The organism is Labrenzia sp. THAF187b (genome assembly GCF_009363375.1).
GTDB lineage: Bacteria > Pseudomonadota > Alphaproteobacteria > Rhizobiales > Stappiaceae > Roseibium > Roseibium algicola.
Window position 1 is genome coordinate 5277513 of record NZ_CP045344.1, and the last position, 26176, is coordinate 5303688.

Consider the following 26176-nt stretch of genomic DNA (forward strand, 5'->3'; position numbering starts at 1 on the left):
ACAGGCAATCCACGGGAAAAGTCCGGGATGGGCGTTTCCACTACCCACAGGCACTGCACAGCTCTTCCACACGTTATGCGCAAGCTTTCAACAGGTTACGCACAGTCATGGAATTGTCACGCAGCGCCGCTGTGGATAGCAGTAATCAGCTGAAGTTCTTCATCAAGCGGGACTTTTCGCGCTGCCAATCGCGTTTCTTCTCAGTCTCGCGCTTGTCATGCAGCTTTTTACCCCGGGCAAGGGCCAATTCCAGCTTCGCCCGGCCCTGCTCATTGAAATAGAGCTTGAGCGGGACAATCGTCTTGCCGTCCTTCTGGACGGCACCAGCCAACTTGCCGATCTCGCGCTTGTGCAACAGCAATTTTCGCGGACGGCGCGGTTCGTGATTGAACCGATTGGCCTGCAGGTATTCCGGAATATAGACGTTGTAGATCCAGATCTCGCCCTTATGTTCGGCGGCGTAGGATTCTGCAATATTCGCCTTGCCGTTGCGCAGGGATTTGACCTCCGTGCCTTTCAGCTCGATGCCTGCTTCCAGCGTATCTTCGATTTCGAAATTGAACCGGGCTTTCCGGTTGTCGGAAATGATTGTCCGCCCCGGATCGCCCCCTTTTCTCGGAGCCATTTTTTTCCTTCCGGCGCCAGCGCCTTGAAGTTCGGTTCGTCTCGAAAAGGCAAACAATCGAGACGAACGTCAGTTCCCGGCAGCCAGTGCCATTCCTTTTCCGGTCAGTTGATCAGCCCTGCGTGTGCCATTGCAGCGCGGATCTCGGCTTGTGCTGCTTCCGTCACCGGCAGAAGAGGCAGCCGCAGCTCTTCGTCCACCTTGCCAAGCAGGGAAAGCGCATATTTTGCGCCGCCCGGGCTCGGTTCCAGGAACATGGCCCGGTGTAGCGGCGCAAGGCGGTCCTGGTATTCCAGCGCCTTCTTGTAGTCACCGGCAAGCGTGGCAGCCTGGAATTCGGCACACAGGCGCGGTGCAACGTTTGCGGTCACCGAAATGCAACCGACACCACCATGAGCATTGAAGGCAAGTGCGGAGATATCTTCACCGGAAAGCTGGACGAAATCCGGTCCACACAGATGGCGCTGACGGCTGGCCTTTGCCATGTCAGCCGTTGCATCCTTGACGCCCTTGATGTTCTCGCAGGTTTCAAACAGCTCTGCCATCGTTTCCGGCAGCATGTCGACAATCGACCGGCCTGGAATGTTGTAGATGAAGATCGGGATGCCGACGGCATCGTTGACGGCCTTGAAATGGGCCTTCATGCCAGCCTGGTTCGGCTTGTTGTAGTAAGGCGTCACGACCAGCAGGGCATTGGCGCCTGCCTTTTCGGCGTGTTGTGCGAAGTCGATTGCTTCGATCGTATTGTTGGAACCTGCGCCCGCCATGACAGGAACGCGGCCCGCGGCCGCTTCTACACACAGTTCGACAACCCGCTTGTGTTCATCATGGGTCAGCGTCGGGCTTTCGCCGGTCGTGCCCACGGGCACGAGACCGGAGGAGCCTTCAGCGATCTGCCAGTCCACGAACTCCTGAAACCGTTTCTCATCGAGCGCTCCGTCCTTAAACGGGGTAATCAGCGCTGGAATTGAACCTTTAAACATCTCGGTTTCCTCTTGGATGACTGTCGTGGTTCCGACGGGCGGAAGGGCATCTGTTTCAGATGGAGGCGCAACATACTCATCTGCCGAACAAGGAGCAATGGTTCCAATGCTATAGAACTGCTGCTTTTCGACTTTTCTTGCCTTAACTGCGCTCTTCCAGAGACACCTGGTCTCATCTTTTCAATGCCTGATACGAAGTCTTCCTATTGGCACCCGCCCGCAATCCACTCTATCTTTGAAAAAAACAACTTTTGGATGGAAACGTTACGGGAGACACCCATGACTTCTGCGCCGCAAGAAGCGCTTGTCAGCTCCAGCACCGCCCCGATGCCCCCAGTTGTAGACTTTACCTGGAAAAGTCCGGATGGCCTTACTTTGTCAGGCTGCGAGTGGCCGTCTGCCAAACCGGCACCAGAAGGGACAGCGTCGCCAATTCCCGTTCTCTGCCTGCCGGGACTTTCCAGAAATACGCGAGATTTCAATGAGATCGCGCGTTTCCTTCAAACGTACGGCCACAGGGTCATCGCCCTCGACTACAGGGGACGGGGCAAGAGCGACTGGGATCCCGATTGGCGCAACTACGCCTTGACCGTTGAAGACAAGGACATCGATGCTGCCATTGCGGAACTTGGACTGGACCGTTTTGCCGTTCTTGGAACCTCACGTGGTGGCTTGCATGCCCTGGCAATGGGCTTGCGTTATCCCGCATCCCGTATGGCAGCCGTGATCTTCAATGACATCGGTCCGCATATCGAGATGCGCGCGATCCACCGGATTGCCGCAACACTCGGCCACCATATGAAATGCGCCTCCCATGAAGACGTCGCAGCCAACCTGGAACACACGCTCGGATATCAATTCCCTGCCTTCGGGAAGGCCGACTGGCTCAAACTGGCCGGTCAGCTTGCGAGCGAGCAGGACGGACATGTGATGATGGACTACGACCCTGCCCTCGCCCATCAATTGGCAAGTCTCGATGATGCCACGCCCACACCCGACCTCTGGCCTCTTTACGAAAAGCTGACCGACAGACCGGTTCTGGTGCTTCGCGGCGAACATTCGGATCTGCTGAGCCCGGAAACATGTCGGCGTATGACGGACAACCACCCGAATGCCACAGCAAAAACCATTCCCGGCCAAGGGCATGCCCCTGTTCTGTGGGATGGCGAGACGCACAAGACGATTTCGGATTTTCTGAAAAGCGTTTGAACCTGGTGGCCACCTGGCCTTGTTCCGCTTAGCTCTTCTGAGCTTCTGAGCTTCTGAGCTTCTGAGCTTCTGAGCTTCTGAGCTGTAGCCGACACTATATGCGTCGCATTTTACAGATCTTTTTGCCCGACAAGACAAAAGAAAACCCGGCGTTTCCGCCGGGTTTCCCATCAAACCTCGATTGAGGATTGATTAGAAGGTGCGCTGCATACGAACACCGAAGAGGAGTTCGTCAACGTCAGACGCAGAGCTCGGGTCGGTGTTGGCGTAACCAACGTCAGCACCCATTACGAAGCCAGAGACCGGCTCCCACTGTACGGAACCGTCGATTGCCCAACGGGTCAGGTCGGTTGCACCAGCCGGCTGATCGATGTCCATGTAGGAACCGTCAAGTGCCAGACCGATCGTGGAAGTTGCCTGGATGTAAGCACCAGCCGACAGGGAGTAGCCGGTGGAGGTGCCGCTGGTCGGGCCGTAATCGGAGACTGCTACGCCGCCAACGGTGCTGCCTGCGCCGATGTAGGACAGAGCGCCGTCTGCGTAGAAGCCCTGGAAGAAGATGTTGGAGCCCGGGGAAGCCATCGGGATGTTGACAGCAACACCACCGCCGATTGCCCAACCGAAGGAGTCGTCAGCACCGTTGTTGGTTGCGCCGGTCTGGTGTGCGTTTGCACGATCCGGGTAAACCTGGTGCAGAGCACCGGACAGCTGTGCAGAACCCCAACCCTGGGAAACGCCGAGAGCAGCGACCAGGTCCGGTGCACGAGTGCCGCCGTAGGTGCCAACTTCACGATGCGAACGATCTTCCAGAGCGATCGTAGCGGAGAAGCCGTTGCCGAAAGCTGCGGTGTAAGCGATCTGGTTGACCGTCTGGTCGGACCAGTTACGGGTAACAACACCCATGAAGGTCTGACCGGTGAAGATGTCGAAGTTCGAGGTCAGAAGACCTGCGGTCAGGCCGCCCCACTGGATGTAGGCGTTGTCGAGCGTCGAGGAACCAGCACCGTTGGTGACGGTGGAGTACATGGAGACGTATGCACGCAGGGTACCGAATTCGGTTGCAGTGCGAGCGTCCAGGTACAGGTAGCCACGAGACAGCCAGGAGTAGCCGTCAGAATCACGGTTGCCCCAAGCGCCGTTGTCCAGCGTGTTGTTGACGATTACCTGGGTACGAACACGGCCGCCAACGCGGAGGCAGGTTTCGGTGCCCGGGATGTAGTAGAAGCGTGCGCCGTAAGCGTCACAGACGCGAACGTAATCAACCGGCTCCGGAGCAACCGGAAGATCGGCTGCCTGTGCGGTGGTGGCAGCAGCAGCAGCTGCAGCGCCGAGCATCAAGCTCTTGAGTTTCATATCTGACCTCCAATCAGTCATTTCAATTGGCACCAAAGAAAAGCGCCATTGTCCCCGCGAATTGTTTCTGAGTTTGCCACCGACCGGAGGTTGGACGTCCGAGGCAGACAAATCAGTGCGGCCCGAAGCCGCTCGCAAAGATGACCATACGCATCCAATTTCCCGGTTCAACACAGAATACGGTTTGCACCTACCGCAGCGGCTGTTTTCAAAAACCGGTGTTGCGCGAATGTCACAAAATCAGATCGGAAATTTAGAAACTGTTAGGAATCTCGGCAAAAATCGCCGATTTGACCGGCACTTGACCGGGAGGCTACAGGCCTCGCCCCATGCGGATTCTCGGGGAATCAAAATGGGGACGGCCCGGCAGATTGAAGCCTGCCGGGCCGCGTGACTGACTGGAGTTCAGAGGATCACAGCCAGAAATCTAATCAGATGATTAGAAAGTGCGCTGCATACGAACACCGAAGAGGAGTTCGTCAACGTCAGATGCGTTGTCCGGGTCGGTGTTGGCGTAACCAACGTCAGCACCCATTACGAAGCCAGAGACCGGCTCCCACTGTACGGAACCGTCGATTGCCCAACGGGACAGATCGGTTGCGCCGTTCGGCTGATCGATGTCCATGTAGGAACCGTCGAGAGCAAGACCGATCGTGGAAGTTGCCTGGATGTAAGCACCAGCCGACAGGGAGTAGCCGGTGGAGGTGCCGCTGGTCGGGCCGTAATCGGAGACTGCTACGCCGCCAACGGTGCTGCCTGCGCCGATGTAGGACAGAGCGCCGTCTGCGTAGAAGCCCTGGAAGAAGATGTTGGAGCCCGGGGAAGCCATCGGGATGTTGACAGCAACACCACCGCCGATTGCCCAACCGAAGGAGTCGTCAGCACCGTTGTTGGTTGCGCCGGTCTGGTGTGCGTTTGCACGATCCGGGTAAACCTGGTGCAGAGCACCGGACAGCTGTGCAGAACCCCAACCCTGGGAAACGCCGAGAGCAGCGACCAGGTCCGGTGCACGAGTGCCGCCGTAGGTGCCAACTTCACGATGCGAACGATCTTCCAGAGCGATCGTAGCGGAGAAGCCGTTGCCGAAAGCTGCGGTGTAAGCGATCTGGTTGACCGTCTGGTCGGACCAGTTACGGCTAACAACACCCATGAAGGTCTGACCGGTGAAGATGTCGAAGTTCGAGGTCAGAAGACCTGCGGTCAGGCCGCCCCACTGGATGTAGGCGTTGTCGAGCGTCGAGGAACCAGCACCGTTGGTGACGGTGGAGTACATGGAGACGTATGCACGCAGGGTACCGAATTCGGTTGCGGTGCGAGCGTCCAGGTACAGGTAGCCGCGAGACAGCCAGGAGTAGCCGTCAGAATCACGGTTGCCCCAAGCGCCGTTGTCCAGCGTGTTGTTGACGATTACCTGGGTACGAACACGGCCGCCAACGCGGAGGCAGGTTTCGGTGCCCGGGATGTAGTAGAAGCGTGCGCCGTAAGCGTCACAGACGCGAACGTAATCAACCGGCTCCGGAGCAACCGGAAGATCGGCTGCCTGTGCGGTGGTGGCAGCAGCAGCAGCTGCAGCGCCGAGCATCAAGCTCTTGAGTTTCATATCTGACCTCCAAAAGTCAATTTTCATTGGAACCGAACCTGATCCTCAAGGACCTGGCGGGCTCCATCCCCGCGATTTCGTACAAAAACAATTCAGTCGAAAAAGTCCGAACTATTTTTTCTGGCGATTACTCGCCGTCGCAGGGCTTAAGAACCAAACTCGAGTTGGCACAGCAAGTCCAAACTGCTGTCTGTCAGCACTGTCAGGCAGCTGTGTGTTTTTTCTGCAACATGCTGTTTTGCAACCAGTTTTTCATTACCCAAGGGAACCACCAAACAAAAACTCGCGTAAAATCCCGGGAAAATCACTATTTCGCGATGAGACACCCCAACCCCACGCCTTCAAAACGCAACACAGAAAAACAAAGAACTTCCGTCAAGAAATATAAGACTCAATCAAAAATTAGTTCATACTTTTTATTTCGAATATATATGCCTTTCTTATTTGAGATATTTTCTTAATTTATACTTTGTTAACACGTGAAAACAAGATCAATGGAGAATTTCGACCTCCTTCCCCTGAGGAAGATTCGACACCACTCAGACGAGTGGAGAAAATCCACTAAAACCTCACCAAGGTAGGTGTTTCTTGTCTTCCACATACTTTGTCGCGGGATTCGATGCTGAAAGATTCGCCCCACGGCGATGAAACCGCATGTTTTTCGGAAGATTCGCTCAATCCATGCGAACTCTCGCAAAACAAGCGGATGCGCAGGCAGGTCATGTCGATGCGCGTCTTTGATGAGACCGGACGGCGGGCCTTGACGCGATGCTGACAATAAAGGGGGGCGATTTGGCGCGCTGTTGTGCGATTAGCGCAAGAGAACCGTTATTCCAGCACTGTTGCCGTTGGCATCGAGCACCGTCACATCCGCGAAACCGGGCGTGTCCGGCTGCCAGACAAGTTGCCTTTCCCGCTGCCCTGTGTGGAGAGGGCGTCCGTTCACAAGGAAGGAGAACGGCCCGGCACCGCCCTTGAACTTGACGACCAGCGGCTGCGCCGACTGTTCCAGCGAACTGTCCCGTGCGAACCCGAGATCCAGCTCTGCTCCGTCCGGGGGATAGGATATCTGCAAGGTGTCACCCGTGCGAACCGTGCCGCGGTTTTGTGGCAAGCGGGCGAAGCGAAGCGGTTCGGGAACCTGTTGTCCGGCGATACTCATGGCTTCCGCCGGACCGTCCGGAAGCGGAACCCTGTCGGGTCCCAGGATCTGAAACGTCTCGAAGAGAATAGGTACGGCGACCGAAGCTCCCGTCGCCCCGGGCACTGGTGTGCCATCCGGGCGCCCCGACCAGATCGCCACCACATGACGACCGTCATAACCGACAGCCCAGGCGTCACGATAGCCGTAGGCTGTGCCGGTCTTGTAGGCGACGTGATGAGTTTCTGCACTTTGCGGCTGCGGCAATCCGGAAAGAATATCCCCCACCATCCAGGAGGCCTTTTCCGAAAGGACACGGGCTGAAGACACCGGCGAGGTACCCTCTTCGCAGTCTTTGCGGCAAACGGACAGGGCAACCGGCTCGCCACCTCGAGCCATTGCCGCGTAGGCCTGGGTCAGGTCCCGCAAGGACATGCCGAGACCGCCAAGGCTGATGGCAAGCCCCGGTGCGATGCCTTTCTCCATAACGGGATTGGCACCCGCGCGTTTCAGCCGGGCAATCAGCCGTGCCGGCCCGACTGCTTCCAGCAATTTCACGGCCGGTGTATTGAGCGACAACTGAAGGGCTTCGCGCAGGGTGACTGTGCCCTGGTAGGACTGGTCGAAGTTCGTCGGCTGGTAGCCACCAATGTTGGTCGCCCGGTCTTCAATGAAACTTTCCGGCAGACCGACACCTTCTTCAAAGGCAAGACCATAGATGAACGGCTTCAGCGTTGATCCGGGCGAACGTGTGGCGCGGGTCATGTCGACATGCCCCTGACGGCGCGTGTCCAGAAGGTTCGGCGCGCCAACACTTGCCAGAATTTCTCCGCTCTGGTGATCGGCGACCAGAATGGCCAGCGAAACTGGCGATGGCATCGTCTCGCTCTTCCGTCTCGCCAGGGATTCGATCGCACGCTGAAGCTCAAGGTCGATCGTCAGCCGGTGGACAGGCAAGAGAGGTGCATCGGCACGCGCCTGCCGGCTTTCGTGCGGCGCCAGGAATGGCATTGCATAACGTGTGGTCCGGACCGGTTCATTTGCAGCCGAAGCCGCATCCTCTTTACCAAGGACACCAGCCAGAGCTGCCCGGCGCAAGACACGGTTGCGGGCCTTGCGCGCCTGCTCTGGAAAACGGTCCGGCCGCCGCGCCTCCGGGCTTTGCGGCAATGCCACCAGCAGCGCAGTTTCCGCCGGCGTGAGACGCCCAGGTTCCTTGCCGAACCAGGTAAGGCTTGCCGCCCGAACCCCCTCCAGGTTGCCGCCAAACGGCGCCCTGAGAGCATAAAGCCGCAGGATATCTTCCTTCGAAAACTCCGCTTCCAGCTGAACGGCCCTGAGAAGCTGCTCGTATTTACGCTCAAGCGACTTCGTCGGCTGCTCTTCCAGCAAACGCGCAACCTGCATGGTCAGCGTCGAACCGCCGGAAACTATTCGGCCGCTCCTGAGACTTTGCAGGGCAGAGCGAGCAAGTGCCAGCGCGTCAAACCCGCCGTGTTCGTAAAACCGCTTGTCCTCGAAGGCCAGCAGCATCCGGAAGTAAAGCGGATCGATTTCCGCCAGTTCCACCGGCAAGCGCCACTTGTCGTCCTGGCTGGTGAAAGCCCGCAAAAGGCGGTCGTTCCGGTCCAGAACGACAACCGACAGAGGCAGGTCGCCGACACGGGGCGGTGCGGACAGCGACGCATAGTCGTGCCCGACCTTTGTAATCAGGCAAACAGACAGCGCGGCGGCACCAAGACCGGCGGCAGCGAACCACCGCCGGATCATGAGCCAATTCCGCCGCGCCAACGTTTTCATGGTACGGCCTTATCGTGTCGGGCCGAGAACAACCAACCTGCCGGTTGCCGTGATGGCGCGACGATCCGGACGGTACATATCCTCTACCGACGCCGACGGGTGCGAATAGTCGCCCGGGGTTGCAGCCCTTGCAAGATAGGCAAAGGTCAGTTCCTTGCTGCTCCAACGGGTCTGGTCCACGGCCACTTCGAACCGGTCCCTGTAGAACGCCGAATGTTCCGGCTGATCAACCGTATCGAGGAACGACAGGCCACCGATATCGCCGGAACGCACAAGCCGCGGATTGTCGATCACCAGGCCGGCAGGCAGGCGGTCAACGACCATCAACCGACCTGGATGATCCGTCAGGGCCCGTACTGTGACGACCACAGCAAGCCGGGTGTTGACCGGAACAGCAGCCGGATCGATCGGATTGCCATCAAGGTCGTAGACCGTGCGTTCAACCGCATAGTCCTTGCCACCTGCGGGCTCGGGAACCAGTGGCTGGCCGGCCACGGAGACAAGAAGCTCCGTTCCAGCGTCACCGTTGTTCTTCACCTCCACCGGGAAGTCGGCAACCTCGCGGCCGCCCAGCGACCAGGCCAACCGTCCGGGCGTTACTTCACCACGAACGGTGATCCGGGCGTCTTGCGCGGATTCGTTGAGCGCATTCGCTGCCAGGAGCATCCAGGCCATATCCTGTGTCGACCGGTATGGCTTGTTGGCCTGGGCCGTTTTCAGGAAGTCGATGGCTTCCGTCTTCAGACTGTCTTCCATGGACGCCGAAACGACATAGTCCGTCACGCCCGCGCTGTCGCGCAGGACGGAGCCGTAGTCGTCGCGATAGTACTTCGGAGCCTCCTTCGGCAGAGCGGCAAGAGCCGCCCGGAAACCGGTGGCCGCCCGGTCACGCTCGCCATAAAGGGCAAGCCCGGCGGCAACCTGTGCCTTGGCAAGCGGTGTTGCGAAGTTCTGCAGCTTGGCATCCAGGTAATAGCGAAGATCGCCCATGGAGGCGCGGCCGTTGCGGGCCAGCACGTAGAGCGCATAGGCGATGTCTTCGCCGCCATCCTGGAAGTCGGAGGAATAGGCCAACCTGTTTTCCAGATTGTCCAGTGCCGAAGTGAACGCAAGATCGGGCACCAGATATCCCTTTTCGCGTGCACGGGTCAGGAAGTCGGTGACATAGGCATCCAACCAGGTATCACCGCCGCCATAGCTGTTCCAGAGACCGAAATCGCCGGAAGAGGACTGGTTCGACAGGATCTTGGCAATGGCCTTGACCACCCGTTCCCGAATGGCGCTATCGCCGCCAAGCCCCGCGGCCTCGGCAACTTCGCTGAGATAAAGCAGCGGCAGGGCACGACTGGTCGTCTGCTCGGTGCAGCCATACGGATAGCGGTCAAGTGCCGCCAGCAGGCCGGCGACATCGATGCTTGCAGCACCACCGGCAGACAGGGTGATGTCAACCGTATCCGCCCGCAGGCCGTCGAAGGTGTCCGCATCCAGCGAGAGGCTGTCTCCGGATGCCAGCGACAAGCTGGACTGACGGACAACTTCAGGCTGGGTATCTTCAACCTCGAGGCTGAAACGCTTGACGAAAACTTCGCCCTGCGGCCCGGTCAGCGACGCCACGACTTCCGACTTCGTCAGCATGTCTTCTGCCGAAACAGAAAGCAGCACCAGGGCTTTCTTGCCGTTTTCCAGATCCAGCGTACGCGACTGATCCGTGCTGCCACCTTCCAGCCGAAGGCCGTCAGCGACCGAGACTTCGAGCGCATAAGAACCCGAAGGGCCATCGACGTTGTCGATTTCCAGCGAAATTCGCGACTGGTCTCCCGGTGCAAGGAAGGCGGGTGCGCTTGCCGTCATCACGACTGGTGAACGCACTTCCACTTCCTGGTCGGCATGACCGACGCCATCCCTTGTCCAGGCAACCGCCATCAGTTTGACGGCGCCGTTGAAGGCCGGGATATCGAAGGAGACGGTTGCTTCGCCATTATCGTCCACGGTTACAAGTCCCGAGAACAGGGCAAGCGGTTCTTCATCCGGCGGAGGTGCATCGAGCCGCATGCCTGCGGCATCTCCTCCGGAACGGACACGCCCGCGGGTTCCAGCCATCCGGTCGATCAACTGGCCGTAAAGATCACGGAAATCGGTGCCGAGACGACGCTGGCCGAAGTACCATTTCTCCGGATCCGGTGTCTTGAAGCCGGTCAGGTTCAAAATGCCAACGTCAACCGCGGCAATCGTCAAATACGCCTGGTCTCCCGCTTTCAGGTTCGCGAGTTTTACCGGAACGTCCAGTGTCGTCTCGGGCAGAATCCGGTCAGGTGCAGACAACTGCACGTCAAGCGCCCGGTCCCCCGGGTCGACCTGCAGCCAGGACAGACCGACTGCCCGTGACGGCATTCGCTTCTGGTCCAGGTCCATCGGTCGGTAGAGGCTGGCCGTGATGTAGGCCCCTGCCCCCCAATCGTCGCTGACAGGAATCTCGACCTCGGTTTCCTCGGCAGTCACTTCAACGGTCTTGCTGGCCAGCAATCCGCCGGAAACAACATTGACCACAGCAATACCGGCCATCTGCGGCTTGAGGCGCAGCTTGGCGGTGTCGCCGGGCCGGTAGCTGGTCTTGTCGAGGCCAACGTCCAGATAATCAGGCGTATCGGACGAGGCATCGGCAGAATACCAGCCGGCATTGAAGGTGACGCGCGTCGAGGTCTGCAGCGTTCCGCTGCCTTCAACGTCGAGACGGTACTCACCCCATTCGACCGGAAGGGAAAGCTGTGCCGGCTGTCCGGCGGTCACCTGCACGGTGCCGGTGGCAACACGGCGGGTGGTGGTGATCGGCTCATAGGACCAGTTGCCGTCATAGCGGTACCATTGATACCGGCGATCGACCTTGGACAGGGTCCAGCCGATGTCCGTTCCGTCGACTTCCTTGCCGTCTTCATCGATGACGATTACGGAGAAATCTGCCGGACCGCCTTCATCGACACCGCCGTCGAAGGCGGGTTTCACGCCAATGCGTGGTCCGTCGATGGCAACAGGCAGGTCCATATCCCGTTCAACGTAGCGGCCGCCCGCCTCCACCAGGCGTGCGATCAGCTCGCCTGTATAAAGCATGGTCGTCTCGGGAAGTTCGGGCATGAAGACGTCGAAGGTAAGCTTGCCATCATCATCGGTCTTCAGGCCCGACGACAGGGAGCCGCGCTGTGTATAGGCATCCGCATCGGCAATGCCGAACTGATAGCCCGGGTGGGCTTCAAGCGTGCGGATGGGCCGCACGATGACATCACCTTCCAGCGTCTGGCCGCTGGCCGGCGAGCCATAGAGATACTTGGCGTCCAGCGATACCGCTGTCGGCCCGGTACGGTTGAAGGTCTTTGCATCTGTTTCAAGTTCGAAATCGACTCGCTCGGGCTGATAATCTTCCACCAGGAAGGTCTGCTCGGTGAGCGCCCTGCCCTTCGGATCGGCGAAAACCTGCCAGGACCAGATACCCTGCTGAGCCGACGCCGCCAGCGTCACATCCTGAAGGTGGCCACCAAGCCCGCCGTCGTTCACGGTAAAGCGGGCGTGCTCCACACCGTCAGGCCGATTGAAGATGAAGGTGAGCGGAAAGTCTTCCTGAGCGGTTGCGCTTGCATTGCGCAGCAGAGCCTGTGCGTGAACGGTTTCGCCAGCCTTGTAGATACCACGATCGGTCCAGGCAAAAACGTCTAGCGGTCCCGGTGCTGCACGTCCTTCGACACCCCGGTCGGACAGATCGAACGCCGGTTTGCGCAGGTCGAGGAAGGAATAGTCGCCCTCGGACGTTTCAGCCACGAGGATACCGGGGGCCTGACCGCCTCTGCCGCGGGTAAGGCCGACGGCAAATTCCGCAAAGCCTTCCGCGTTACTGACAGCTTCACCGAGAATGTCGTTGTTGACGGCCAACAGGCGTACGGTCACGCCCTCCAGTGCCTCTGCACTTGTGAGAGACCGCATATTGGCAGCAATGCCGTTATCGCCTGAAAGGGCCGTCAGGCCCAGATCGGACACCAGGAACCATTGCGTTGCCAGCGTGCCCCAGCGGTTCTTCTGATCGAGCTTGGACCGTGCGGTCATGGCATAGACGCCCGGTTTCAGCTCGATGCCGGTTTCCGAAATCGGTATGGCGGTCGTGATGTCCTGGTTCAGGTCGTTGCCGGTCTCGACGATTCCGGACCAGACCTTCTGACCCAGTTCGTCCTCGATCTGGTCTGCCCGCCAACTGTCGAGCTGCCGCAGGAAGCGGTTGTCACGCAGAATGTCGGCGATGGAGCGGTTGCCGATGCGGTAGATCGAGGTCTCGACTTCGGAGGTGTTCACGGAAACGATCGGAATGGTGGGGTCGCCACCAGCAGGAAGAACGTAGGAACGGCTCAAAAAGCTGACGGAAGGAGACCGGTCCTTCACATAGACAGTCAGGTCGGCGGTCTTTTCCAGCTTCTCGCCATCGGCTGCCGGCAAGCCGCTGCGTGCGGTGATCTGATAGCGACCGCCATGCTTGAGACCATCCGCACAGATTTGGCTGCCTTCCGCCTCAATCGCGAAAGTACCCTCGCCGCTTACGCTGACATAAGGGCTCATGTCTTCGCCAAGCGGCAGTTTTTGCGAGAAGACCAGACAGATCCGTGGCGACGCGCTGTCGGAATCGACTTCGTGATCAACGATCCGGAAGCCGTGCTCGGCAACCAGATCCGCGTATTGCCGACGGACGCTGGAATTTTCCTCGACCGCCAACGATGCCCGCAAGGCCTTGATCGCGGTCTTGTATTCGCTGCTGCGGGTCATCGCGCGGCCCACAAGTTCAAGTGCCAAGGCGCGCTCAGGTGCGCTGACCGACCGCAGATAGGCATTGATCGAGGCTGATATCGCGTTCTTGCGCTTGGTTTCCCTGTCCTGCCAGTTGTCTGGATCCTGCAGCAGCAGGGCGGTGGTAAGCTGGGTCCAGGCATCAAATTCACCCGGTTCCAGCTTGATCAGCTGCAGGAAGTCGGCTTCTGCCAGTGCACCGTTACGCTCGCCGAGTGCGTCCTGACCGTTCCGTCGCAGCTGATCCGCAGTCTGCCCGTTCGGGCGCACCGAATTTGCAATGCTGAGGGAATAGGTCTGTGCGCTTTCCAGCTGGGATTTGGGAATAAAAACCAGCTCTGCCTTTCGGTCTGCGCTCTGGTCGGCGCGTGGCGCCTTGACTTCAACGACCCGTCCGGCGATCGCACCGGCAAAACTCTGCAGTTCGCCATAGTCGGTCTTCAGAAAACACCAGCCCGCAGAGGTGTTGAAGGTGAAGGCGCGGCACTGATTGTCGCTGAGGCAGACGGATTTGCACCCGTCCAGATCCACGTCTTTCACGGTGCGATAGTCACCACCGAAGAAATCCGCATCATCGATGGTGACAATACGCCGGTCCTGCGCGACTGCTGCGGTGGCCATGACACCGGCGAAACCGGCGCTTGCCACAAGAAGCAGCGTGCTTTTGGCAACCTTCTTGAAACGATGCTTGAAATTGAGGGAAAGCTTTTGGGAAACAAACGAAAAAACGAACATGGCCAATCCTCCGGGGCCTATAATTTCCCCTATCAAGTCACTGGATCGTGACAAGGACAAGGCAAAATAGTTTTTAGAGTGAACTCTCCTGACACAAGGGCGTGGTCGCACAAATCCAGACGAGACGGTCTGAGAGCTCAGCCGATCCTGCTGACCAGTTCCTCGATCAGCAGCGCAACTTCCTGGGCCGCCTTGCTGGATGGTGCGTCCTCGGTCACGGCGCGGCCTCTGCCCATTGCAGAGGCAAAGACGGTCCGGTTGCCCAGGCGGGCATTGAGCGCGTCATATCCCGAAGCGGCAATGGCGTCCGCCATCTCACCTGTCAGGGACGCGCGGGGCGGCACGCGGTTGAGCACCAGAAGTGCGGGTGTATCTTCACGCGCAGCCATCTCGATCGTCTGCGAGGTTGCCCAGAGATCGACCGGCGTCGGCTGGATCGGAACGATCACGAAGTCAGCGGCGTCGATTGCCGGCTTGGCATCACTGTCAGTCTTGGGCGGTGTATCGATGACAACGTAACCATGGGACTTTGCGAGCGAACGCGCCTCACGCCTTGCGCCCCAGCCTGACGCGGTGCGAAATTCAAGACCGGTATTGTCTTCGCCAAAGTTGTCTTCGCGTGCCTCGAACCAGGTCCCCAAAGAGCCTTGCGGATCCACGTCGAGGATTGCCACCGGTTCGCCGGACTTTTTGGCAAGCGCAACGGCAAGATGGGCCGCAAGGGTTGTCTTCCCCGACCCGCCTTTTTGCTGTGCAACCGTCAGAATCCGCCCGGACATGCCTAAACCTCCAGAATTTCGCCAATATATTGCGCTGATGTTTTTCGCAACGCAACAAATCTATGTCTTATCCAAATGAATTTACGTTGCGTTTCCGGAATTATGGCTATGATCACCAGTGGTATTTTTTAAAAACTGCCGTCAAGGGAGGCGCACCTGAAGGAACTGCAAGAGCGAAGCTGGGCCTTGCGATGGCGCAATCCGGCGTTCTGCAAACGCCTTTTGTATGACGCGCTGAAACGGCAGCCGGAACCGGACCCCGGCAACCGTCCCCTTCAGTTCAATCTTGCATGGCTGGAGCGTTGGTCCGGTCATTTCGATGCGGCGGCAAAGCTTGCCGACAAGGCCTTCTCGATGATGGATCCCAGGCAGGATCCGGAAGGCTGGTCCGAGCTTCTGGTCATCAAGTCGGTTTGCGTCTACAGCCTCGGTGAACTCAGCCAGGCCGATGCCATTCTGGGAGAAAGCCTGGAGATCCTCGGAGCGGCAACTCACGGACGCGCCGGTATCGAGCCGCTGACCGTGCTCGCCAACATGTGCGCCTATTATCATGACTACGAAAAGGCTCAGTCCAAGCTTCAGGAAGCTATGGACATCGCCGATCGGCTGGGCCTTGTTTACGAGCGTTCACACATCCTGCAAACCCTATCGCGCACCGAATTGCGGTGTGGCAGTCCCGAGGCAGCCGTCGAAGCGGCAAAGGCGTGCCTGGAAGATGCCCTGGAGCATCGCAACGCCGTGAACCTGCCTTACGCCTATGAAGTGCTGGGAGCGGCGCTGGTGGAAACCGGCGCATTGAAGGAGACGCGCACCTGCGCCGCCAAGGGCCTGGCAGCGGCACAGTTCAGCCAGGATCACCGGGTTGCCTGCCACCTTTACTACGTGCTCGGATTGAGCCTTTTCGAAGAGAAGCGCTATGACGAAGCGCGCGGCGAACTGGAAAACGGCCTGCTGAATGCTGCCGGTGCCGACTACCACCACTGGACGCGGAACTTCTACCTCAAGCTCTCCCAGACCCACGAAGCCCTGGAAGAGCACCGCAGTGCGCTCGACTATTTGAAGGCCTATGTGAAACTTCAAAAGAAGATGTTCACCGAGGAAACGGAACGCCAGAGCAACGATTTCCGGAACCGGCTGGAATTCCGGCTTGCACACAGCAAGGCTGATTACGAGAGGGAATTGCGTACCAGAACCGAAACCTTGAACACGGAACTGCAGGAGGCAAACACGAGCCTTCTTGAACTCAACGCCCAGATCGAATTCAACGCTCTGCACGACGCGCTGACAGGTGTCGGCAATCGGCGCATGATGTCGAAATTCTTCGAAACGACCCGGCTCAGCGTGGGCCACGGCGTCAAAGTTGCCGCCATTCTGATCGATCTGGACCGGTTCAAGACCGTCAACGATCACCATGGCCATTCAGTCGGTGATCAGGTCATCAAGGCAGTGGCGGAACGGTTGTCGGATCTGCTGCAACAAGATGAGACGATCATCCGGATGGGCGGCGACGAATTCCTGATCCTGTCAACACGGCGCACTGACGCGGACAGTCTATCTGCCCTGGCAGACAGGATCGTTTACGACATCAACCTGCCGATCCCGATCAAAGGGGCGGTGGACAGGACAGTCGGCGCAAGTGTCGGGGTCTCGGTTCAGGCGAACGGCCCGGACCTCGAATATGAGCTTCTCAGGACCGCGGACGAGGCCATGTACCAAGCCAAGAAAACGGGCCGGAACAGAAGCTGCCTTCATTCCAGTGTGCCGCTTTCCATTCCCCAGAACGCTTCCTGAGCGGCACCAGTCAAGCAGGGTTCACCCTATTTCAGCCGGTTGCCCGTGGGCTATTTCCCCCCCAGCACCGAGTAAACATTCCAGGACGGACGTCCTGTTACCGGGAGGCCGTGGCGTGCCTCGGCCTTGCGGATGCCTTCACGTGTGGCCGGGCCGACCTTCCCGTCAGGTTCACCGACGTTGAAGCCGTTGCGGTTGAGGAGTTTCTGCAGCTCCACACGCTGAGCACGGGAAAGACCGGGGTTGTCGGTCGGCCAGGGTGTCTTGAACGGGTCGCCGCCTGATACGAGTTCCGACAAAAGGGCGATCGCCAGACCATAGGACGTTGATGCGTTGTAGGAACGCAGGGCCCGGAAGTTGCGGGTCACCAGGAAGGAAGGCCCCCCCGCTCCTGCCGGCTGGATCAGCGCTGCATCCAGATTACCGGAAAGACCGCCGCCGTCGATTTTGGTGAAGCCTCGTTTGGCCCAGGTCGACAGGGACGAATAGTTCTTCAGACCCGACGGCCCACTGTAACTCTTCGGTGCCTTGACCTCGTATCCCCAGGGCCGGCTGTTGCTCCATCCGGCATTTTTCAGAAAGTTTGCCGTTGAAGCCAGGGCATCGGGGACGGAATTCACCAGATCCTTGCGGCCGTCGCCGTCAAAGTCGACCGCAAGACTGTTGTAGGTGCTCGGCATGAACTGGGTTTGCCCGAAAGCCCCTGCCCAGGAGCCGACGAAGTCTTTGGCCGGCACATCCCCTCGTGAAGCAATCTGCATGGTCTTGATCAGTTCGCCCTGGAAGTATTTCTGGCGCCGTTTGCCGGCGCAAACCAGATTGGCCAGAGCATGTGGGGTGTAGAAATCGCCGCGGAAGTTGCCGTAGTCACTCTCGATGCCCCAGACCGCCAGAACCACGTGCCGGTCGACACCGTACCGCTTTTCGATGGAGGTGAGTGTGCTGTTGTGTTTTTTCAGGTTTGCCTTGCCGTCCTGGATCCGCTGCGCGTCGACCAGAAAGGCCATGTAATCCCAGATTTCGGTCTTGTGCTCGGGCTGGGACGTCGAGAACCGGATGACCTTCTCGTCAAAGGTTGCACCTGACAGCATGCGCTCGGCGATGTCCGGTCGGACGCCTGCGGCAACAGCCTGTTTCTTCAGGGATGCAACACAGCTTTCGATCGCAAAGGCCGATCCTGTCATAGCCATCATGGACAGACCGGTTCCGAACGCAACATTCACAAGATGATTTCGCATGCCCTGGCGCACAGCCCCCTCCGCAGCTTCGAAGCAATTTCCGAACGCTGACACGCTAGCGCGACATAAATGCGGCAAAAAGGGGGTACCTGCAGTTATCAAGATAAACCCGGCGCCGTTACCGCGCCGGGTTTATCACTTTCAGGTCAGACGGACCTATTTGCCTTCAATCAGCTTCCGGCGCAGCCAGCCTGAGGTCTGATCCATCAGGATCACGACAATGATTGTCAGGATGATGATGTAGCTGGTGTTTTCCCAATCACGCGAGGTCTTCATGGTTTCGACCAGCAAGAGACCGATCCCCCCTGCCCCGAGAGCACCGATGACCGTGGCTGACCGGGTGTTCGATTCCAGGTAGTAGAGGACCTGGGACACGAAGACCGGCAGGATCTGCGGGATCACACCGTAGCGATACCGCTGGATCTGATTGGCGCCGGTCGCCCTCACGCCCTCGACCTGCTTGTTGTCGATGTTCTCCAGCGCTTCGGAAAACAGTTTGCCGAGCGAACCGGTATCGGTGAAGGCTATTGCCAGAGCTCCTGTCAGCGGCCCGAGACCGAAGGCGCGAATGAAGATCAGCGACCAGATCAGCATGTCGATGCCACGCAGGAAGTCGAAGAGGCGGCGTGTTCCGAACCGAAGCAGCTTCGACGGCGTGAAGTTGCGAGCTGCAAGAAACGCCAGCGGCAATCCGAAGAATGCGGCCGTGAGAGTGCCGAGAACGGCCATCATGATGGTTTCGAACAAGGCGGTAAGAACCTTGCCGTGCTGCCAGTCAGGGTTTTCCAGAAACTCGTTCACGATGAACCAGATGTTCGACGTTTCCGGATCCATTCGGTCCGAGCTCAACGCCAACGCATAAAGCTGGCTGAAGGACATGCCGTAAAGTGGTGAGCGGAACGGAAACCAGAAGTTCTCCCAACCGCCGAAATAGTTGTGAACCTCGATCTTCGTCTTGGTGACCTGAAGGCGCCGATCAAGGGTCGGGCGCACATCGAGCTTGCGCGGGTCGATCTTGATCCAGTCCGGTGCCGGCCCTGCCGGCAGAACCGTTTCGACACCATCGGCAGTCGCGGTGCCCTCCACCACGCCATAGCCCGGGATGGTGAACAGGGCTGTCCTGCCATCGATCTCGACCTTGTAGCCATCGCCAAGGTCAACCACACCATTTTCGCCGCTAAGCTGCACCCAGTCGGGCACCTTGGCGTTGTCGTAGGTAGCGGTGCGCTCGCCTTCGATCGCAACTTCGAACTCGTTGTCCCGGAAGCTCTTTGTGACGTGAACTTTGTAGGCGACGCTATCCGTTGCCAGGATCACCGCCCGTTCCGGCTGGGCACGAGAGAGCAGTTCCGGCACCCCGAAGGCGAACCACGTGTAAACGAGGTAGGTGAAGATCGCGAGCGGTACGACGACAGTGAGCCATGCGCGCCGGCGGACCTGGTTCCAGACCAGAGCCTGGGTGACGGGTGTTTCGAGCGTATCGACGGTCATGAGATTTCCCCTCAATGCGCCCGGCCGGACCCGACCAGCTTGCCGCGCAGATAGGACGACAGTTGGTCGATGGCCATGATGGTTATGAACAGAAGGACGAAGATAGCGGCGGTTTCATCGCCTGCACCCTTGCCCCAGCCGATCGTGCGGCGAAGTTCCTGGCCGATGCCGCCAGCGCCAACGAAGCCGAGAATGGCAGAAGCACGCACATTGATTTCAAGGCGCAGCAGGAAATAGCTGAGATAGTTCGGCGCCACCTGGGGCAGCACCGCAAACCGGATGCGTTGCAGCCAGCTGGCCCCACAGGCCGACAGGCCCTCGATGGGCTTGCGGTCGATGTTCTCGTTCACTTCGGAAAAGAGTTTGCCGAGCGCACCTGCGGTATGAAACGCAACAGCGATCATGGCTGGTACAGGGCTGGAGCCGAGTACGAAGATCAGGAACAGCGCAATGATCAGTTCGGGGAAGGCACGTGTGATGTCCATGATGCGGCGAACCACCGGGATCAACGGTCCCCAGCTGTCGACATTGCGTGTGGAGGCCATGGCCAGCACCACTGCCATCGCGCCGCCCAGAAGGGTCGCAACCGCGGCAATGTTCAAGGTTTCCAGCATGGCCGGAACGAACTGCAGCATCAGCGAGAAAAAGGCCGGGCCGGCTTCAAAGGCCTCAACGACGATCTCGCCCGGATAGTCGAAGAACTTGGAAAGACCCTGAAGAAATCCGCCGGAATTCATCGAATTGGATTTCGAATAACCGGAGACCAGAACCGCTACGACCAGCAGCAACCCTATCAATGAATAGAGCTGGCGGCGTTTGCGCATGGACAGGATTTCCTGCTCGAGTGCGGCAACAGCCATTGTTTGGGACCTTTACTTGATGCTCACTTCATCCGAAGCGGGGCGGCTTAGCTGGATCAACCCTTCGAAACCTGGCGATCCTGGCCCTGTGGAGCCACTTCTGGCGGAAAGTCGGTTCCGCTGGCCGATACTTGAGAAAACGCGGGCCGGAGACCGGCCCGCGCGGAGATCGGAAATTCCGATTACTCGCTCTTTGCCTTACGGGCAGCGACGATGGATTCGTAAGCCGCATGGGTGATCGGTTCGAAGCCGCGTGCTTCACCGGCCATCACGCCGTAGCCACATTCCTTGTCTTCCTTGACGAGGTTTGCCATCAGCTCGGTCATCTTTGCCTTGATGTCGTCCGGCAGCTTCTTGGACAGGACAACCGGGCCTTCCGGGATCACCGGCGAACGCCAGATTTCCTTGATCTCGGTCATATCGACCAGACCCGCATCGGTTGCCTTGCGCAGAGCGCCGGAATTGTAGCCGTCTTCCCATTCGCCAAGACCGTCAGCCCAGGTCACGCCGCCGGCGATGTCGCCGTTGAATACGGCAACGATGGTCTGCTCGTGACCACCGGTGAAGACAACGTCGGAGAAATACTCACCCGGTTTCATGGAGTAGCCGAGTTTCGGGATTTCGATGGACGGGATCAGGTAACCGGACGTGGAGTTCGGGTCACCGAAGCCGAAAGTCTTGCCCTTCATGTCTTCCAGGGAGTTGATCTCGCTGTCGACGCGGGCAAAACCGATGGAGTAGTAGCCGTAGCTGCCGTCGTTGTTGACCTTGACCAGAACCGGCTCAACGGCTTCCGGGTCGGTCAGGAAGACTTTTGCGTAGCCGGAAGCACCGAGCCAGGCCATGTCGAGGTTACCGCCGAGCAGGCCTTCGATAACGCCGTTGTAGTCTGCCGGAGCAAACAGCTTTGTCGGAACGCCGAGCAGTTCCTCGGTCTTTTCGCGCAGGCATTCGTTGGCACGCAGACGGTCGGAAGCATTTTCGCCGCCGAGCAGGCCGATACGGAATTCCGTGATTTCCGCTGCACCGGCAACAGAAGCGTTCAGAGCGATCATGCTGACGGCAGCAAGCGCAGCAACTTTAGCAACGAGTTTCATTTGGGACACTCCCCGAGAGTTCTCAATTTTGATGACGTTAAGCGGGTGCGCAGCCGGATCAGACCGCTGCTGCCGCCGGGGTCATCGCACCGGCGGATTCTCTGGAACCGGACTGGCCGGCATCGATGGCGGTGGATGTCGCCGCCTCGTTAAAGCTCTCATCGGCACCGTAGATTTCGCGTGCGACAGCCGTGGTCAGCGCTTCCGGCGCCCCGTCGAACACGAGGAAACCGTCGCGCATGCCTATCACCCGGTCGCAATAGGTCCGGGCGGTGTCGAGCGTGTGCAGGTTGCAGATGACGATCTTGTTGTCGCGCTCGTGAATTTCACGCAGCGCATCCATGACGATCTTGGCATTCATCGGATCGAGCGAGGCAATCGGCTCGTCCGCCAGGATCATGTGCGGGTCCTGCATAAGAGCGCGGGCAATCGCAACACGCTGCTGCTGACCACCGGACAACTCCTCGGCCCTCTTGGTGGCTTCCTGGGCAATGCCCAGTCTGTCGAGCGCACCAAGCGCGGAATTGACGTCTTCCTGGCTGAAGATGTTGAAGAGGCTCTTCAAGGTGCCGTGACCGTTGAGGCGCCCCAACATGACGTTGGTGACAACATCCAGGCGCGGCACCAGGTTGAACTGCTGGAACACCATGGCGCAGTCGCGCTGCCAGCGGCGCATCATGCCGCCTTTCAGGCTGAGAATGTCCCGGCCATCGAACAGGATCTGTCCGGCGCTGGCGGGGGTCAGCCGGTTGATCATGCGCAGCAAGGTTGACTTGCCGGCACCGGACCGACCGATGATCCCGACCATCTGCGGTTTTTCGATATTAAAACTTACTTTGTTGACCGCGGTCCGAGACCCGAAGGTCTTGGTGACTTCCTGAAATTGAATCACGCGCCAGCCCTGTCCGTTGTGTTCGTCGTGCTGCGCGACAAGAGCCACCGGACCATTACAGAAAAATGACATTCCTTTGTCGGGGAGCCCAAAATTTTATGACAAATCAATGACATCCCTGCCTGAAGCATTGGCAGAACAACCATCTCCGGCGGGAATTCCGCAGCGCTCTCAGCGCTTTCCGGGCCCCCTCGGCGTCACACATGCCTGGCTGAAATTCACTCGGAAATCAGTGCTCAAATACAAGGCTTCTACCCGCCAAATGCCGTTTTCACCGCTGTGGATGCATGCAAAAAAAGTGACGGGAGTCACGCCAGTGTCATCAAAGCGTCACGACCGGTGCCAGCAACACGGCTACAAACCGTTTCCGCACTCCTTCCAACGCTATATGGAGCATCCATGTCCGCCCCGACCCAGAAGCCTTCCCTGACCGAAGCCCCAAACATTCACCCGGAGGCCAGGGTGCTGAATTGTGATCTCGGCATCTGGACCGAGGTTGGCGCACGCACGGAAATGCGCGAAAGCAGCATGGGGGACTATTCCTATATCGTGCAGGAAGGCGATGTCGTCTGGTCGACTATCGGCAAGTTCTGTTCCATCGCCCGTCGCGTCCGCATCAATCCGGGAAACCACGCAACCTGGCGCGCCTCCCAGCACCACTTCACCTACCGCGCTGCTGCCTATGACCTTGGCGAAGACGACGCGGATTTCTTCCAGTGGCGCAAGGACGACTGGGTCACCATTGGCCATGATGTGTGGATCGGCCACAATGTCACGGTGCTTGCCGGCGTCTCGATCGGCACCGGAGCTATTGTTGCAGCCGGGGCAGTCGTCTCCAAGGATGTCGCCCCCTACACCGTAGTTGGCGGTGTGGCCGCCAGGGAAATCAAACGGCGTTTCACCGAACAGCAGGAACAGGCGCTGATCGATATCTCCTGGTGGGACTGGTCCCATGAAGAGCTGAAGCAACGGCTGCCCGATTTTCGCAAGTTGTCGATCGACGCGTTCATCGAGAAGTACCGCTGATCCCACAGGTGGCGCGGACACCTGCTCAGGTGAGCCGTGCCCTCTTTTCCCGCTGCACAAAATTCCCGGGACGCGTTACACTTGCACAATGCAAACAGAAACCGCCGTTCTTGAAACCAGTCTTGGTCCGTCGCTGCGGCGCTGGCGCGTACTGAACCGGGTCAAGCAGGAAGCCCTGGCACATGAACTCGGCGTCTCGCAGACGAGGATATCGCGCTGGGAGAGCGGCAAGTCGCAGCCGGATGACAGCGACAGGGCGAAGATCACCCGTCTGCTGAGGGCACGTCCGGAGAGCGCCGCCGACAAGGCCCTGCTTGATCTTGTCTCCCGGTCCGCGGTTCCCGTGCATCTGGTCTGCGACCTCACACACAGGCTGCTGGCCATGTCCGTTCCGCGTGCCTGCGAATGGCGCGCGCCGGTGAACGATTTTCTGAACCGGCCCCTGTGGCGTTTTGCGTCCGAAGGCATTCGGGCAACAGAGCACAGACTGACCGACTTTGGCTGGTTCGAGCCGGATGCTCCTGACATTGTCTACCGAACGGAACACGTTGATTTCCCGGAAATGACCATCCCGGAGAGCACCATCCGGATTTCGCGCCTGCCGCTGTCAGACGGACGGTTTGCGCGGCTGGTCCGTGAAGAACAGGATGCCGCATAAATTATGCGGTAACTCGCCTGGCGCGGTGGCCCGCAATAATCTGGCTACCATGACAAAGACGCCCCCTTCCCTCGATCTTCCTGAAATTTCCCACACCAGACTGACGGGCCTGCTGGACTTCCTTCAGGCTGCAGAGCAGCTGAAGGACACGCTTCGCTCGGGAACGACAACCGGCGGCAGGCCGGAGAGCACTGCCGAACATAGCTGGCGACTGGCCTTGATGGTTCTGTTGTTCGAACCAGAGCTGAAAGAAATCGACTTGCTCAAACTCCTGAAGCTGACGCTTGTGCATGACCTGGGCGAAGCCATCTCCGGAGATGTCCCCGCTCCGCTCCAGACGCTGGGCGACGACCGGCAGGAACGCGAGAGGCGGGACTTCCTGACCTTGTGCAAACCGCTGCCGGGTGACGTGGCTGGCGAGCTGCTCTCGCTCTGGGATGAGTATGCAGCGGCACGAACCGCTGAAGCCCGACTTGCCAAGGCGTTCGACAAGCTGGAGACCATGCTTCAGCACGTTCTGATGCCAAGGCAAGCACCTCCATTTTATGAGTTCAACCTGGGTTACGGCCGTGATCGCACCGATTGCAGTGCCCTCACGCGTCAGTTGCGGGACGAAGTCGACGAGATGACCCGCGCCATGATGACGGACGCCGGACGGGAAATCGCCTGATTGCACAATCGACTTTGCCGCTCAAGGGTGCCTGGTGCCTTGCCGGGCGGTCAGCAAAAAAGGTCATGCAGGTTCTTATTTTTCGTGTTTGGGTTTACCCTTCTGGTTGTGCCGTTCAGTCACTGCCGGAGGAACCAGCATGTACACCATTCTGCCCCGCAGCCAGGGTGCCGTTCTCGGTGTCGAGATTTCCGGAAAAATCGATATTGATCAGGAAAAGAACCTGATCGCCAAGGCCGAGGAGATGATTGAAGATCAGGGCAAGATCAGCGTTCTGGTCGTTCTTGGCGATCATGTCGGCGTTTCCTTCGAGGCTGCCAAGACGGACATCCGGTGGGTGCTTGCCAACATGCAGCATCTCAACAAGATCGCCATCGTTACGGACAGCAAGTTGCTTGCCGCCCTCGTTGCGATCGACGCCACGTTTGCACGGATGGTCGGCATTCAGGAAAAACACTTCGACCGGGATGAAATCGATATCGCCTGGCACTGGATCGAAACGCCAGTATGAGCTTATGCCGTTAGCAATTTCCGCCTCTGAGGCTGCTGCCCAGTCTCATCTGGCAATTCAGTTCTGGCAGGTCAGTCCTGGCAGGTCAGTCCGGAACCTCAGGCGTCGGCGAGTTGTTCATCACTCAGGAAGGCAACCTGGTTCACCTTGCCGTCCCTGACCTCGATCATCTGGCCCTGAGGCACTTCCATCCAGCATCCGCGGGCTTCATCCAGCGGTTCGGACACCACCATCACTCCGTCGTCATACACCCGGTAATAGAGCGTCGGCGCCAGGTTGTCCGACGCATAGCGGGCGGCATAGAGCGTTTCACCATCCGACCAGCCGGCAGCAAAACGCATGTGAGGCGTCGTTCCGGCGTATTTGGACAGGGCTTCTGCTTCGAACACAGCTCTCGCCATGGCCGCGCGCGGGTGCAGATTGAGTCCATAGGCGAGCGCGACCAGAAACAGGCTTTCGCTGTCGGTGCCGCCAATGCGGTCGCGGTAAAGGTCGTCCGGGATCATGTTGTCGAGGCGACGCTTCACCTTGTCGTAGCCGCCGACCTGACCGTTATGCATGAAGGTCCAGCGCTGGAACGTGAAAGGATGGCAGTTGTCCCGCGTGGTCGCCGTTCCGGTTGAGGCGCGCACATGTGCCAGGAAGTGGCGAGACCGGATGTGCTTGGAGATCTGCAACAGGTTTGGATCCGACCAGGCGGGCCGGACGTCCTTGTAGACACAAGGGGTGTCCCGGTCGCCGTACCAGGCAACGCCGAACCCGTCGGCATTGACCGATGTCTTGCAGGACAGCGCGTTGCGGCTCTGGTCGATCAGCGAATGCGCCGGATCGCAAATGACTTCTTCCAGGTATTTGGGAGCTCCGCTCCAGGCAGCCCAGCGGCACATGTCGACTTGGTG

Annotated in this window: 19 protein-coding genes; 6 read left to right on the forward strand and 13 right to left on the reverse strand. The window is 58.9% G+C overall.

Features of this window, described 5'->3' with window-relative positions:
- Positions 1-145 precede the first annotated feature (145 nt).
- Positions 146-625, reverse strand: coding sequence for an SsrA-binding protein SmpB (gene smpB / locus FIV03_RS24295; RefSeq protein ID WP_023003773.1), 480 nt, complete (start codon positions 623-625; stop codon positions 146-148).
- A 104-nt stretch (positions 626-729) separates the two neighbouring features.
- Complete coding sequence (gene dapA, locus FIV03_RS24300) at positions 730-1608, reverse strand: 4-hydroxy-tetrahydrodipicolinate synthase (RefSeq protein WP_023003772.1); 879 nt, start codon at positions 1606-1608, stop codon at positions 730-732.
- 279 nt (positions 1609-1887) lie between these two features.
- On the opposite strand from dapA, the gene FIV03_RS24305 reads away from it, so the two are divergent.
- Complete coding sequence (locus FIV03_RS24305; protein ID WP_152511288.1) at positions 1888-2817, forward strand: alpha/beta hydrolase; 930 nt, start codon at positions 1888-1890, stop codon at positions 2815-2817.
- 192 nt (positions 2818-3009) lie between these two features.
- Here the strand turns inward: FIV03_RS24305 and FIV03_RS24310 are convergent, their stop codons facing one another.
- The 5 genes from FIV03_RS24310 to parA all read right to left on the reverse strand — a co-directional run bounded on the left by FIV03_RS24310 (position 3010) and on the right by parA (position 15043).
- Positions 3010-4170, reverse strand: coding sequence for a porin (locus tag FIV03_RS24310; protein ID WP_152511289.1), 1161 nt, complete (start codon positions 4168-4170; stop codon positions 3010-3012).
- Between the two features lie 439 nt (positions 4171-4609).
- The gene (locus FIV03_RS24315; protein WP_152511290.1) at positions 4610-5770 is read right to left on the reverse strand and encodes a porin; all 1161 of its coding nucleotides are present in this window, start codon (positions 5768-5770) and stop codon (positions 4610-4612) included.
- 811 nt (positions 5771-6581) lie between these two features.
- Positions 6582-8681 carry a penicillin-binding protein 1C gene (gene pbpC, locus FIV03_RS24320; protein WP_209009776.1) on the reverse strand — a complete coding sequence of 700 codons (2100 nt, stop codon included), beginning with the start codon at positions 8679-8681 and terminating at the stop codon, positions 6582-6584.
- 39 nt (positions 8682-8720) lie between these two features.
- Complete coding sequence (locus FIV03_RS24325; protein WP_152511292.1) at positions 8721-14264, reverse strand: alpha-2-macroglobulin family protein; 5544 nt, start codon at positions 14262-14264, stop codon at positions 8721-8723.
- A 137-nt stretch (positions 14265-14401) separates the two neighbouring features.
- On the reverse strand, positions 14402-15043 hold the full coding sequence (gene parA, locus FIV03_RS24330; protein ID WP_023000188.1) for a ParA family partition ATPase: 642 nt from the start codon (positions 15041-15043) through the stop codon (positions 14402-14404).
- Between the two features lie 186 nt (positions 15044-15229).
- On the opposite strand from parA, the gene FIV03_RS24335 reads away from it, so the two are divergent.
- Positions 15230-16834 carry a diguanylate cyclase gene (locus tag FIV03_RS24335; RefSeq protein ID WP_152511293.1) on the forward strand — a complete coding sequence of 535 codons (1605 nt, stop codon included), beginning with the start codon at positions 15230-15232 and terminating at the stop codon, positions 16832-16834.
- Between the two features lie 50 nt (positions 16835-16884).
- Here FIV03_RS24335 and FIV03_RS24340 read toward each other — a convergent pair whose 3' ends face one another.
- The 5 genes from FIV03_RS24340 to phnC form a co-directional block, all read right to left on the reverse strand.
- Complete coding sequence (locus tag FIV03_RS24340) at positions 16885-18072, reverse strand: lytic murein transglycosylase (RefSeq protein WP_173013932.1); 1188 nt, start codon at positions 18070-18072, stop codon at positions 16885-16887.
- Between the two features lie 156 nt (positions 18073-18228).
- Positions 18229-19563: a phosphonate ABC transporter, permease protein PhnE gene (phnE, locus tag FIV03_RS24345; RefSeq protein WP_152507038.1), complete on the reverse strand. Its 1335-nt coding sequence runs from the start codon at positions 19561-19563 to the stop codon at positions 18229-18231.
- Positions 19564-19574: 11 nt separating this feature from the next.
- A complete protein-coding gene (phnE, locus tag FIV03_RS24350; protein ID WP_152511295.1) occupies positions 19575-20423 on the reverse strand; it encodes a phosphonate ABC transporter, permease protein PhnE in 849 nt (282 codons plus the stop codon).
- A gap of 182 nt (positions 20424-20605) precedes the next feature.
- A complete protein-coding gene (phnD, locus tag FIV03_RS24355; RefSeq protein ID WP_023000193.1) occupies positions 20606-21520 on the reverse strand; it encodes a phosphonate ABC transporter substrate-binding protein in 915 nt (304 codons plus the stop codon).
- 58 nt (positions 21521-21578) lie between these two features.
- Positions 21579-22412 carry a phosphonate ABC transporter ATP-binding protein gene (phnC, locus tag FIV03_RS24360; RefSeq protein ID WP_055659582.1) on the reverse strand — a complete coding sequence of 278 codons (834 nt, stop codon included), beginning with the start codon at positions 22410-22412 and terminating at the stop codon, positions 21579-21581.
- 399 nt (positions 22413-22811) lie between these two features.
- Here phnC and FIV03_RS24365 point away from each other — a divergent pair, with 399 nt between their 5' ends.
- The 4 genes from FIV03_RS24365 (at position 22812) to FIV03_RS24380 (ending at position 25277) form a co-directional block, all read left to right on the forward strand.
- Positions 22812-23438: a DapH/DapD/GlmU-related protein gene (locus FIV03_RS24365; protein ID WP_055659209.1), complete on the forward strand. Its 627-nt coding sequence runs from the start codon at positions 22812-22814 to the stop codon at positions 23436-23438.
- Between the two features lie 88 nt (positions 23439-23526).
- Complete coding sequence (locus FIV03_RS24370; protein ID WP_152511296.1) at positions 23527-24096, forward strand: helix-turn-helix transcriptional regulator; 570 nt, start codon at positions 23527-23529, stop codon at positions 24094-24096.
- Positions 24097-24145: 49 nt separating this feature from the next.
- Complete coding sequence (locus FIV03_RS24375) at positions 24146-24766, forward strand: HD domain-containing protein (protein WP_152511297.1); 621 nt, start codon at positions 24146-24148, stop codon at positions 24764-24766.
- A gap of 139 nt (positions 24767-24905) precedes the next feature.
- The gene (locus tag FIV03_RS24380) at positions 24906-25277 is read left to right on the forward strand and encodes an STAS/SEC14 domain-containing protein (protein ID WP_152511298.1); all 372 of its coding nucleotides are present in this window, start codon (positions 24906-24908) and stop codon (positions 25275-25277) included.
- Between the two features lie 98 nt (positions 25278-25375).
- Here the strand turns inward: FIV03_RS24380 and FIV03_RS24385 are convergent, their stop codons facing one another.
- Positions 25376-26164, reverse strand: a complete 789-nt coding sequence (locus tag FIV03_RS24385; protein WP_023000199.1) for a class II glutamine amidotransferase — start codon at positions 26162-26164, stop codon at positions 25376-25378.
- Positions 26165-26176: the final 12 nt, after the last annotated feature.

Coding starts and splice junctions, on each gene's coding strand:
- smpB (WP_023003773.1), bottom strand. CDS start 625: ATGGCTCCGAGAAAAGGGGGCGATCCGGGGCGGACAATCATTTCCGAC.
- dapA (WP_023003772.1), bottom strand. CDS start 1,608: ATGTTTAAAGGTTCAATTCCAGCGCTGATTACCCCGTTTAAGGACGGA.
- FIV03_RS24305 (WP_152511288.1), top strand. CDS start 1,888: ATGACTTCTGCGCCGCAAGAAGCGCTTGTCAGCTCCAGCACCGCCCCG.
- FIV03_RS24310 (WP_152511289.1), bottom strand. CDS start 4,170: ATGAAACTCAAGAGCTTGATGCTCGGCGCTGCAGCTGCTGCTGCTGCC.
- FIV03_RS24315 (WP_152511290.1), bottom strand. CDS start 5,770: ATGAAACTCAAGAGCTTGATGCTCGGCGCTGCAGCTGCTGCTGCTGCC.
- pbpC (WP_209009776.1), bottom strand. CDS start 8,681: ATGATCCGGCGGTGGTTCGCTGCCGCCGGTCTTGGTGCCGCCGCGCTG.
- FIV03_RS24325 (WP_152511292.1), bottom strand. CDS start 14,264: ATGTTCGTTTTTTCGTTTGTTTCCCAAAAGCTTTCCCTCAATTTCAAG.
- parA (WP_023000188.1), bottom strand. CDS start 15,043: ATGTCCGGGCGGATTCTGACGGTTGCACAGCAAAAAGGCGGGTCGGGG.
- FIV03_RS24340 (WP_173013932.1), bottom strand. CDS start 18,072: ATGCGAAATCATCTTGTGAATGTTGCGTTCGGAACCGGTCTGTCCATG.
- phnE (WP_152507038.1), bottom strand. CDS start 19,563: ATGACCGTCGATACGCTCGAAACACCCGTCACCCAGGCTCTGGTCTGG.
- phnE (WP_152511295.1), bottom strand. CDS start 20,423: ATGGCTGTTGCCGCACTCGAGCAGGAAATCCTGTCCATGCGCAAACGC.
- phnD (WP_023000193.1), bottom strand. CDS start 21,520: ATGAAACTCGTTGCTAAAGTTGCTGCGCTTGCTGCCGTCAGCATGATC.
- FIV03_RS24365 (WP_055659209.1), top strand. CDS start 22,812: ATGTCCGCCCCGACCCAGAAGCCTTCCCTGACCGAAGCCCCAAACATT.
- FIV03_RS24370 (WP_152511296.1), top strand. CDS start 23,527: ATGCAAACAGAAACCGCCGTTCTTGAAACCAGTCTTGGTCCGTCGCTG.
- FIV03_RS24375 (WP_152511297.1), top strand. CDS start 24,146: ATGACAAAGACGCCCCCTTCCCTCGATCTTCCTGAAATTTCCCACACC.
- FIV03_RS24380 (WP_152511298.1), top strand. CDS start 24,906: ATGTACACCATTCTGCCCCGCAGCCAGGGTGCCGTTCTCGGTGTCGAG.
- FIV03_RS24385 (WP_023000199.1), bottom strand. CDS start 26,164: ATGTGCCGCTGGGCTGCCTGGAGCGGAGCTCCCAAATACCTGGAAGAA.